Origin of the sequence: Roseovarius sp. D0-M9, assembly GCF_037083805.1 — a bacterium.
In the GTDB taxonomy this organism is placed as follows: domain Bacteria; phylum Pseudomonadota; class Alphaproteobacteria; order Rhodobacterales; family Rhodobacteraceae; genus Roseovarius.
This window is the reverse complement of the sequence record NZ_JBAPKZ010000007.1, coordinates 127,677-137,245: the sequence shown is the minus strand read 5'-3', so window position 1 is coordinate 137,245 and position 9,569 is coordinate 127,677. Positions and strand designations below refer to the sequence as shown.

Here is a 9,569-nt window from a genome sequence, read left to right as displayed (position 1 = left end):
TGTCGCCGGTCGGCTCAAGCACCTGCCCGCGTCACCCTACGACACAACATCTGGTGTGGTCGTGAACTGACCGGAGACCCGCACACCCACACAAACCGCGAAGAAGCCGCATCTATTCGCTGGGCACCACCGTCTCTGCTGCGGTCATGGTGTGGGCTGGCGGGCTGACCGACATCTTTCGCGTGCGCAGGATCGGCGCGATCATCTTCGTCGCTCTGGCCGTGTCCTGCGCTGCGATGGCGCTCAACCCCGTGTGGTGGTTGCTTCCGGTGGTGATCTTTGCGCTGCGCTTTACCGGGCAGGGAATGAGCACCCACATCGCGGTCGTCGCCATGGCGCGCTGGTTTGTCGCGGCGCGGGGCAGGGCACTTTCCGTGGCCAAGCTTGGTTTTTCACTGGGCGAGGCTGTTCTGCCCGTTCTCTTCGTTGCGCTGATGCTGGTGATGGATTGGCGTCTTCTGTGGCTGATCGCAGCGCTCATTGCGGTGCTGGGCGCGCCTTTGCTCCTTGTCCTGCTCAGGCAAGAGAGAACGCCGCAGAGCCACGCGAAGTCGGGCCAGAGCCTGGGGATGGAGGCGCGGCACTGGACCCGCAACCAAACGTTTCGGCACTGGCTCTTCTGGTTCATGATCCCGGCGCTTCTGGGTCCGTCGGCCTTCAACACGGCGTTTTTCTTTCATCAGGTCCATATCGCCGAGGTCAAGGCGATGTCCCATGTCGAGCTGGTGGCGATGTTTCCCTTCTACACCGCCATCAGCATCGGCGCGATGATCCTCAGCGGCTGGGCGATTGACCTTATCGGCACGCCCCGGCTGATCCCGTGGATGCAGCTGCCCATGGTCGTGGCCTTTGCCCTCTTTGCGATGGCTGAGGGCACGCTTGGGATGCTGGTGGGATTTTTCTTTCTGGGGCTCAACACCGGCTTCAACAACACCTTGCCGTCCGCCTTCTGGGCCGAATTCTATGGCACGCGCCATATCGGCGCGATCAAGGCGATGGCCGCAGCGGTGATGGTGCTGGGATCTGCCATAGGGCCGGGTGTATCAGGCGTGGCGATTGATCTGGGCGTGGGGATCGAGGTTCAGTTCTGGTGGATCGCGGGTTTCTTTGTGCTCTCCACCGGCCTGATGGTGCTTGGCGTCGGGCGCGCCAAGGGGCTATTACCGGGGCCTGCGTAGGTAGACATAGTAAGCGCCGCCGCCGCCATGCCGATTGTGGGCATTCGTCACTTGCAGAACCAGACCAACCAGCGGCGGCACGCTCAGCCAATGGGGCACGTTATGGCGCAGAACACCATGGCGCACAGGGATCGGCCCTTCGTCATCGCTTTGCCGTCCCTTGCCGGTTATCACCAGCACCAGACGCTTGCCCTGTCCATGCGCGCGCAGAATGAAGCCTCGCAGCGCCCCATGTGCGCGGTCCGCCGTCATACCGTGCAGGTCAATCCGCGCCTCCGGCGTCAATTTGCCGCGCTTGAGACGACCATAGGCCTTTTGATCCATCGACACCGGCTGGGACTTCATGCGGTCGGCGAGGCCCGGCAAAACGTCATGCGCGGACGCGCCGCGCGCAGCCTTCTGGCCCATCTTGAAGTGCTGGATCGGGGCAGGTGCAGCGCGCTCTGGCTCAGGCTTGGAAGGCGCCTTGACCGTTGGCGGCGCCTTGGGGCGTGGCTGCGCCGGGTGAATTGGCTCGGCCGTGCGGGCCACTTGCCGCCAGAGATCCAGCTCGTCCGGTTTGAGGCGACGGCGCGACATCAGATGGCATCCGGCGCGAGCGCATAGGCGCGCTGGATCGGCATCAATACCAGCATCCGGCCCGGATCGCGCAGTTTACCCGCCGCGCGCCCCGCCTTGTCACCGGTGCCCATGAAAAGATCGGCTCGCTGCGCGCCCTTGATGGCCGAGCCTGTGTCCTGGGCAATCATCAGACGGCGCACCGGCTCGGATCCATCCTTTTCGATCCAGACAGGCGCCCCCAGTGGCACATACGCCGGGTCGATCGCCACCGACCGGCCTGTGGTGATAGACCGATTCATCGCCCCGCGCGGACCGCGGTCAGCGCGCAGGTCATTGATGCGGCGAAAAAAGACGTAGGAAGGATTGAAATGCAGCAGCTCGGTTCCCGCCTCGGGATTCCGGCGGACCCAATTCTTGATAACCTCGGCTGACACCTGATGGACATCATAGATACCTCGGCGCACCATTTCGGCCCCAATCGACCGGTATTCATGCCCGTTGGAGCCGCCATACCCGACGCGGATCATGCTGCCGTCCTGAAGGCGGATACGGCCTGACCCTTGAATCTGAAGAAAGAAAAGCTCGACCGGATCATCGACCCAGGCGATTTCAAGCCCACGGCCCTGCATGGCCTCACCTGTTTCGATCTCGCTCCGGCTAAGCCAGGGCGAAGTCTCGCGCGCCTCGTCTGGCTTACGGTAAAGCGGATAGCGAAAGCGACCGCTCTTGCGCAATGCGCCATTCAACTCGGGCTCGAAATAGCCCGTAAAGAGGGCTGGACGCCCTTCGGTGATGAGCACCGGACGAAAGAACAGCTCGAAAAAGTCGCGCGCGCTGGGGCTGTTCTGTGCCAGCGCACATAGTGACCGCCAGTCGACGTCCTTCATGTCAGGGCATGTCTCGTTGAAAACGCGAAGGGCGGCAGCGTGATCGTCACGCTCCCACCCGTCGAGGTCCGAAAATTTCAGTATGTCGTAGCGTGCTTCGGCAAAGGCGCTGGTCCCTAGACTGGCCACCGCCAGTGTCAGCGACGCCAGAGCCGCCTTGATCATTCGCCCGTCGCGACGAGCCGCCAATTGGGATCGTCGGTGCCCATCATACGCTCGAACGTCCATACATCCTTCTGGCGCTTGGATTTGCCCGGCTCGCCCTCGATGACAGTGCCTTCGGCATCGCGCACGACAGAAACCAGTTCACCCACGAATTTGACCGTAATGGACGCAACGCCGTTCTCGAAGCTGGCGCTGTTGAGGGTCATATCGCGGATTCCGATGAAGTCGGCCTCGATCGTCAGGCCCTTTTCCTCGCGGATCGCGACCACTTCGGCAAAGGATTCATAGACGTCCTCGGACAGAAATCCGCGAACTTCCTCCATATCGCCGCGTTCGAAGGCCATCAGGATCATCTCGTAGGCGCCACGCGCCCCACCGAGGAAGTCGGCCACGCCAAATGACGGCTCGGCGCGCTTCATGTCGGCCAAGGCGGCGGCGCTTTCGCTGTCTTCGGGCACGTAATCGGTGATGTCGTGATCCGGCCCGCCTTCGATGACTTCGAGGTTGTGGGGGCGAGAGGCAGGCGCGCTGCGCACTTCTGGTGACGGCTCGTGCCCATCGCGGGTGCCAAGCACGCTCTTCAAGCGCAGGATGAGAAAGACAGCTATGCCCGCAAGGACCAGGAGCTGCAGGATGGGCGAATTCATGAGCACCTCTTTGGGGCGTTGCGTTGAAATCTGTTCAGTTCAATCCTTATGTAGGGGTCGAGGCGGGCCAAGTCCACCTTGGCACGCAGCAAACTCTAAGGACATCACGCCATGTGGCTACTCTTTGCGTTCATAATCGTACCGATCATCGAAATCGCCCTCTTCATTCAGGTGGGTGGGTGGCTCGGTATGTGGCCGACGCTGGCCATCGTGGTCTTGACCGCTGTTCTGGGCACATGGCTGGTGCGCACCCAAGGCGCGCTGGCGATGAGCGAGCTGCGCGGATCACTGTCGGGCCAATCGGATCCAACCGAGGCACTGGCGCATGGTGCGATGATCCTTGTTGCCGGTGTCCTGCTGCTGACGCCAGGGTTTTTCACGGACGCGCTGGGATTTGCCCTGCTGACGCCGCCGTTCCGGCGGGCTGCGTTCATCTATCTGCGCAAGCGGGTCAAGGTGCAGAGTTTCAGTACCGGTCAGCACGCGGGGCAGGGGTCCGGGCAAGGGCCAACTCGTCGGCCCCCGCATGGGCCCAACACGATTGAGGGGGAATATGTCGAGGTCGAGCCAGACAATGCGCCGCGCGGCCCCTCAGCCTGGACCAGGGATTGAGGCGCTTGGGGCGACCTGCTAAGGATTTTTGCAGACCTACACCCAGGAGAGTATGATGGCCGAGCAGGAAAATGGCGCCACAAGCGCCGAGCAACCCCAGATCAAGATGCATGTCCTCACGCAGTTCGTTCGCGACCTGTCGTTTGAAAACATCCTCGCACAGCGTGGCACGGGCGGCGAAGTGCAACCCGATGTCACAGTGTCCGTCAACCTAGACGCCAAGAAACGCAGCGCAGAGCATCAATACGAGGTGATCGCCAAGCTCAAGATCAACTCGAAGAACAAGGGCACCGAGGACGATCTCTTCTTGCTAGAGCTGGAATATGCGGGCGTTTTCCACGTCGAGAACGTGCCCGAAGAACAGCTTCACCCGTTCCTGATGATCGAGTGCCCGCGCATCATGTTCCCATTCTTTCGCCGCATCGTCTCGGATGTGACGCGCGATGGTGGCTTCCCGCCGCTGAACATGGAGAACATCGACTTCGTTGCGATCTATCGTAACGAAATCGCTCGCCGTCAGGCCGAAAAGCAAGATCAGCCCAGCGGCACCGCCTAGGACATCTTGCGCCATAGCGGCGCATCCCCAAGCGTATCAACAAAAGCATCGTGCGCGGCGGCCTCTTCCGGGGTCAGCCGCGCAGGGAGCGGCGTTTGGCGCGGGGCAGGGCGCCACGCAGAGTGTGTCTCTGCTTGGCTGGATTGGCTCTGAGTTTGACCCAAGATCAGGCCGGGCTGGCGGCCCCCGATCAGCTCCAGATAGACTTCGGCCAGAATTTCGGAATCGAGCAGCGCGCCGTGTAGCGTGCGGGCGCCGTTATCAATGTTGAACCGTCGGCACAGCGCATCAAGCGACGCAGGCGAGCCAGGAAATTTCTTGCGAGCGATGGCCAGCGTATCTATGGCCTGCTCCCATGGAAGTTGCCGTTTGTTCAGCCAGCGCAGCTCGGCGTTGAGGAATTTCATGTCAAAGGCGGCATTGTGAATGACCAATTTGGCATCACCGACAAATTCCAGAAATCCATCCGCTATATCGGCAAACACCGGCTTGCCGCGCAGAAAATCATCGCCAAGACCGTGAACCTTGAACGCATCCTCGGGCATCGCGCGCTTGGGATCGATGTATTCGTGATAGGTCCGACCGGTGGGCATGTGATTCAGCAGCTCGACCGCGCCGATCTCGACAATCCGGTCGCCCTGTTCAGGCTCGAATCCGGTCGTTTCGGTGTCTAGCACGATCTCACGCATCGGATATCTCCTGTCTGATGGCGGCGATGATAGCCTGCACTTGGGCGCGCGCATGTTCAAGCGTGTCGGTTTCGATGATCCATGTCGCGCGGACGCGCTTTTCGGCATCTGGCATCTGCTTGGCCAGGAGCGCATAGAACTGCGCTTCGGTCATGGTGTCGCGCTCAAGAACGCGGGTGCGCTGCACATCCTTGGGCGCGGTCACGCATACGGTGCCGTCGACCATCGCGTCATACCCCCCCTCAAAAAGAAGCGGGATGTCCAAGACCGCAATATCAGTGTCTAAACTGGCCAAAAAGGCAGCGCGATCCTTGGCCACCAATGGATGCACGATCGCTTCGATGCGGGCCAGCGCCGTCTCATCAGAGGCGATGATCCGCTTTAGAGCCGCGCGGGATACGGCGCCGGCCTCAACCGCATCCGGGAATTGCGTTTGAATAGCCGACACCGCAGCGCCGCCCTTGGCATATAGCCGATGGACGGCCGCATCCGCATCCCAATTGGCGCAACCAAGGTCAGCGAACATCTGGGCGGTCGTCGATTTGCCCATCCCGATCGAGCCGGTCAGGCCGAGAACATAGCTCATCTGAGGGCCGCCGCGCGCGTTGCACTATCGACTTCGGGACGCTCGCCAAACCAGCGCTCGAATCCCGGAACAGCTTGATGGAGCAACATTCCCAGTCCATCGACGGTGTGGCAGCCCATTTCGCGGGCCACCTCCAGCAATCTGGTCTGGAGGGGTGCGTAAACGATGTCGGTCACAACCGCCCCTTTCTGGAGCCCGTCCAACGGAACGCGCAGCGGTGGATTGCCGACCATGCCCAAAGACGTCGTATTCACGACAGTGGCCGCATAATCGAGCATATTGCCCGCCTGAACCCAGTCAAACACGCGCACACGTTTTCCAAATTCCTCTGCCAGTGCATCGGAGCGCACACGCGTGCGGTTCGACAGCAAAAGTTCCGGCACACCGGCGTCCAGAAGTGATGCGACAACGGCACGCGACGCGCCCCCTGCGCCAAGGACAGCAGCCGGACCGCGACGTGCATCCCAATCGCAATCGGCGCTTTGCAGATTCTTGATAAAGCCATAGCCGTCGGTGTTATCCGCGTGGATCTTGCCATCCTTGCGAAAGATCAGGGTGTTGGCGGCGCCGATGAGGGCCGCGCGGTCCGTGACCAAATCAGCGATCTCCAGCACCTTTTCCTTGTGCGGGATCGTGACATTGACCCCGACAAAGCCTGCCTTGGGCAGCGTGCGCAAGACCGCCTCCAGGTTTTCGGGGGCGACGTTCATCGGCACATAGTGCCCCGCCAAACCAAGGGTTTTGAGCCAATGGTTGTGAATCTTGGGCGAGCGGGAATGACCGATGGGCGACCCGATGACACCGGCGAGGGGAATGCTGTGGTTGGTCATGTGTCGATATCTCCACGTGCTGCGAGAAAGCCGATCAGTTCCAGCAAGGGCAGGCCGAGCACATGAAAATGATCGCCCTCAATCCGCTGAAACAGACGCACGCCCTCTTCCTCAAGTTTATAAGCGCCAACGGAATGACGAATGCTGTCCCAGTTCCGCGCAATATAGGCATTCAGATACGTATCAGATACATCGCGCATCTGCATTTGCACAACACCGACGTGACGCCAGATCGGCAGGCCAGCCTGGCAGATCACCGCGGCAGAGATCAGCCGATGAGCCTTGCCCCGCAGGGCAGTCAGTTGCGTGCGAGCCTCATCCTGGCTGGTCGGCTTGGACAGGATCTTGCCGTCGAAGGCCAGAACCTGATCGCACCCTATCACCAGCGCGTCAGGCGAGCGCTCGCTGATCTTGAGGGACTTAAGCTCAGCCAGGGCGTCCGCGATGTCACGCGGCGGCGCCTCTTCGGCGATAAGCGCGGATTTGACGGCTTGCTCATCGACGCGGGCGGGCTGCACCTCACATGCGATGCCTGCATTCGCAAGCAACGCGCGGCGAATATCGGATTGTGAGGCCAGGATGATGGGGACTGTCATGTGGAAAACTCAAGGGGTGAAATGTGTTTGATAGCACACAGATATCCCCAATTGGCGCGTTGCGCCACCGGGCGGGGGAGAAACCACATCTTTCGCGTCCGTTCAGCTGTGCTGTCCATCGGTGGATTGTATTGAATCCGGACCGGGAGGAATCGAGCCGGGCGGATTTTACTCACAAGACGGCGACGGCATTGGATGTAAAATAAACCTTAAAATCGTGACTTGAGGCGGGCCTAGGCGTTGTTATCAACAAGGATACACACACCAAGGAAGGCTGTGGCCAACTTCGTGGATAGGACAGTAATCCACAGGTGTTGGTGCTCCCTACTTAATCATCATCCTTTTCTATATTTCTTATTTATTATTATAAGGATCGGCGTACGTGGACAGGAACCCAGAATGACAGACATCCTTGCCAGCCTTTATCCTTGGACGAAGTCACTGCACATCATATCGGTCGTTGCCTGGATGGCGGGGCTATTCTATCTGCCGCGCCTTTACGTCTATCACGCCGAGGCATCGACGCCCGGTGATAGCCGTGACGAGGTTTTTCAGGTGATGGAGCGCAGGCTGCTTCGCGCGATCATGAATCCAGCGATGGTTTCGACCTGGCTCTTTGGGGTATTGTTGGTGCTGACGCCGGGCATCGTCGATTGGTCGTCGATCTGGCCGTGGGTCAAGGCGGCCGGCGTATTGGGGATGACATGGTTTCATCATTGGCTGGGCCTGCGGCGCAAGGAATTCATCCAAGGCACCAGCCTAATCAGTGGCCGCACTTTTCGCTTGATGAACGAGGTTCCGACAGTGGCATTGATTGTCATCGTCTTTGCGGTTGTCCTGAAGTTCTAGGGCGCAATTGACTTGGGGGCGTGCGAGGCGTATGACGCGCTATGGCCCCCGTCCGGGATACGCCTTTTTCATTCAACGATCCGATCCGGCCCGCGCCAGTTGCGCGCAAGAGGTATGCCCATGTCCGAAGAACGCCTGAACCTTTTCGATCTCAAGGCGCACACCGCCAAAGACCTTTTGGCGATGGCCGAAGAGCTTGAAATCGAGAATGCCTCGACGATGCGCAAGGGCGAGATGATGTTTTCGATCCTCAAAGAGCGCGCCGAGGATGGCTGGCTTGTGTTCGGCGATGGTGTGCTCGAAGTGCTTCAGGACGGTTTTGGATTCTTGCGCTCGACGGAAGCAAACTATCTACCTGGTCCCGATGACATTTACGTCTCGCCCGACATGATCCGGCGCTATTCGCTGCGAACCGGCGACAGCATCGAAGGCGAAATGAAGCAGCCTGACGACACCGAGCGCTACTTTGCGCTGACGAGCGTCACGCAGATCAACTTCGAGGATCCCGAGCGGGCGCGGCACAAGATTGCCTTTGATAACCTCACGCCGCTTTATCCCGATGAGCGCCTGACGCTGGAAATCGACGATCCGACGATCAAGGACCGCTCGGCGCGCATCATTGATCTGGTTGCGCCCATCGGCAAGGGGCAGCGGTCGCTTATCGTGGCGCCGCCGCGGACGGGTAAAACCGTGATCTTGCAGAACATCGCGGCCAGCATCGAGCGGAACCACCCCGAGTGCTACCTGATCGTTCTGCTGATCGACGAGCGCCCCGAAGAAGTCACCGACATGCAGCGCTCGGTCAAAGGCGAGGTTGTCAGCTCGACGTTTGACGAGCCTGCGACACGGCACGTCGCGGTGAGCGAAATGGTGATCGAAAAAGCCAAGCGCCTCGTAGAACATAAGCGAGATGTGGTGATCCTTTTGGATTCTATCACAAGACTTGGTAGAGCCTTCAATACCGTGGTTCCATCCTCGGGCAAGGTTTTGACCGGCGGTGTGGACGCAAACGCATTGCAACGCCCCAAGCGGTTCTTTGGCGCGGCGCGGAACATCGAAGAGGGTGGGTCACTGACGATCATCTCGACCGCGCTGATCGATACGGGCAGCCGTATGGATGAGGTGATTTTTGAAGAATTCAAAGGCACGGGCAACTCCGAGTTGGTTCTTGATCGCAAGATCGCGGACAAGCGCGTGTTCCCTGCCATCGATATTCTCAAATCTGGTACGCGTAAGGAAGAATTGCTGGTCGACAAGCTGGATCTGCAAAAGACCTTCGTGCTGCGCCGGATCCTGAATCCGATGGGCACCACGGATGCCGTCGAATTCCTGATTTCCAAGCTCAAGCAAACCAAGAACAACGCTGAATTCTTTGATTCGATGAACACCTGACCTAAGTCGGGCGTCTTCACT

12 protein-coding genes are annotated in these 9,569 nt (G+C 59.8%); 5 read left to right on the top strand and 7 right to left on the bottom strand.

The features are described 5' to 3' along the window. Positions 1-110: 110 nt before the first annotated feature. Positions 111-1,178: an MFS transporter gene (locus V8352_RS07170; RefSeq protein WP_336423593.1), complete on the top strand. Its 1,068-nt coding sequence runs from the start codon at positions 111-113 to the stop codon at positions 1,176-1,178. On the opposite strand, the gene V8352_RS07165 is transcribed toward V8352_RS07170, so the two are convergent. Genes V8352_RS07165 through V8352_RS07155 form a run of 3 tightly spaced genes read right to left on the bottom strand, consistent with a single transcriptional unit; the run spans position 1,161 to position 3,438 of the window. Next, on the bottom strand, positions 1,161-1,757 hold the full coding sequence (locus V8352_RS07165) for a Smr/MutS family protein (RefSeq protein ID WP_336423583.1): 597 nt from the start codon (positions 1,755-1,757) through the stop codon (positions 1,161-1,163). The genes V8352_RS07170 and V8352_RS07165 overlap by 18 nt on opposite strands. Further along, positions 1,757-2,791: a murein transglycosylase A gene (gene mltA, locus V8352_RS07160; RefSeq protein WP_336423582.1), complete on the bottom strand. Its 1,035-nt coding sequence runs from the start codon at positions 2,789-2,791 to the stop codon at positions 1,757-1,759. Before mltA ends, V8352_RS07165 begins: the two co-directional genes overlap by 1 nt. Further along, on the bottom strand, positions 2,788-3,438 hold the full coding sequence (locus V8352_RS07155) for a Tim44/TimA family putative adaptor protein (RefSeq protein ID WP_336423581.1): 651 nt from the start codon (positions 3,436-3,438) through the stop codon (positions 2,788-2,790). Before V8352_RS07155 ends, mltA begins: the two co-directional genes overlap by 4 nt. A gap of 111 nt (positions 3,439-3,549) precedes the next feature. On the opposite strand from V8352_RS07155, the gene V8352_RS07150 reads away from it, so the two are divergent. Further along, positions 3,550-4,050, top strand: a complete 501-nt coding sequence (locus V8352_RS07150) for an FxsA family protein (protein ID WP_336423580.1) — start codon at positions 3,550-3,552, stop codon at positions 4,048-4,050. A gap of 55 nt (positions 4,051-4,105) precedes the next feature. Next, positions 4,106-4,606, top strand: a complete 501-nt coding sequence (gene secB / locus V8352_RS07145) for a protein-export chaperone SecB (protein WP_336423579.1) — start codon at positions 4,106-4,108, stop codon at positions 4,604-4,606. Here the strand turns inward: secB and dnaQ are convergent. Genes dnaQ through V8352_RS07125 form a run of 4 tightly spaced genes read right to left on the bottom strand, consistent with a single transcriptional unit; the run spans position 4,603 to position 7,307 of the window. Further along, entirely contained in the window at positions 4,603-5,295 is a 693-nt protein-coding gene (gene dnaQ, locus V8352_RS07140; protein ID WP_336423578.1) for a DNA polymerase III subunit epsilon, read from the bottom strand. The two genes, secB and dnaQ, sit on opposite strands and share 4 nt — an antisense overlap. Then, the gene (coaE, locus tag V8352_RS07135; protein ID WP_336423577.1) at positions 5,288-5,881 is read right to left on the bottom strand and encodes a dephospho-CoA kinase; all 594 of its coding nucleotides are present in this window, start codon (positions 5,879-5,881) and stop codon (positions 5,288-5,290) included. Before coaE ends, dnaQ begins: the two co-directional genes overlap by 8 nt. Next, a complete protein-coding gene (locus tag V8352_RS07130) occupies positions 5,878-6,711 on the bottom strand; it encodes a shikimate dehydrogenase (RefSeq protein ID WP_336423576.1) in 834 nt (277 codons plus the stop codon). Before V8352_RS07130 ends, coaE begins: the two co-directional genes overlap by 4 nt. Further along, positions 6,708-7,307, bottom strand: coding sequence for a Maf family protein (locus V8352_RS07125; protein ID WP_336423575.1), 600 nt, complete (start codon positions 7,305-7,307; stop codon positions 6,708-6,710). The genes V8352_RS07130 and V8352_RS07125 overlap by 4 nt, the downstream gene beginning before the upstream one ends. A gap of 399 nt (positions 7,308-7,706) precedes the next feature. Here V8352_RS07125 and hemJ point away from each other — a divergent pair, with 399 nt between their 5' ends. Together hemJ and rho are read left to right on the top strand one after the other, a co-directional pair. Next, positions 7,707-8,156, top strand: coding sequence for a protoporphyrinogen oxidase HemJ (gene hemJ / locus V8352_RS07120; protein ID WP_336423574.1), 450 nt, complete (start codon positions 7,707-7,709; stop codon positions 8,154-8,156). 120 nt (positions 8,157-8,276) lie between these two features. Beyond that, positions 8,277-9,548 (top strand): transcription termination factor Rho, encoded by a 1,272-nt coding sequence (gene rho / locus V8352_RS07115; protein WP_336423573.1) that lies wholly within the window; start codon positions 8,277-8,279, stop codon positions 9,546-9,548. The last annotated feature ends 21 nt before the right edge of the window (positions 9,549-9,569 follow it).

What these genes read in the sequence shown, in the direction of transcription:
- V8352_RS07165 (WP_336423583.1), bottom strand. Translation starts at nt 1,757, where the DNA reads ATGTCGCGCCGTCGCCTCAAACCGGACGAGCTGGATCTCTGGCGGCAA.
- dnaQ (WP_336423578.1), bottom strand. Translation starts at nt 5,295, where the DNA reads ATGCGTGAGATCGTGCTAGACACCGAAACGACCGGATTCGAGCCTGAA.
- hemJ (WP_336423574.1), top strand. Translation starts at nt 7,707, where the DNA reads ATGACAGACATCCTTGCCAGCCTTTATCCTTGGACGAAGTCACTGCAC.
- rho (WP_336423573.1), top strand. Translation starts at nt 8,277, where the DNA reads ATGTCCGAAGAACGCCTGAACCTTTTCGATCTCAAGGCGCACACCGCC.
- V8352_RS07150 (WP_336423580.1), top strand. Translation starts at nt 3,550, where the DNA reads ATGTGGCTACTCTTTGCGTTCATAATCGTACCGATCATCGAAATCGCC.
- V8352_RS07155 (WP_336423581.1), bottom strand. Translation starts at nt 3,438, where the DNA reads ATGAATTCGCCCATCCTGCAGCTCCTGGTCCTTGCGGGCATAGCTGTC.
- V8352_RS07130 (WP_336423576.1), bottom strand. Translation starts at nt 6,711, where the DNA reads ATGACCAACCACAGCATTCCCCTCGCCGGTGTCATCGGGTCGCCCATC.
- V8352_RS07125 (WP_336423575.1), bottom strand. Translation starts at nt 7,307, where the DNA reads ATGACAGTCCCCATCATCCTGGCCTCACAATCCGATATTCGCCGCGCG.
- mltA (WP_336423582.1), bottom strand. Translation starts at nt 2,791, where the DNA reads ATGATCAAGGCGGCTCTGGCGTCGCTGACACTGGCGGTGGCCAGTCTA.
- secB (WP_336423579.1), top strand. Translation starts at nt 4,106, where the DNA reads ATGGCCGAGCAGGAAAATGGCGCCACAAGCGCCGAGCAACCCCAGATC.
- coaE (WP_336423577.1), bottom strand. Translation starts at nt 5,881, where the DNA reads ATGAGCTATGTTCTCGGCCTGACCGGCTCGATCGGGATGGGCAAATCG.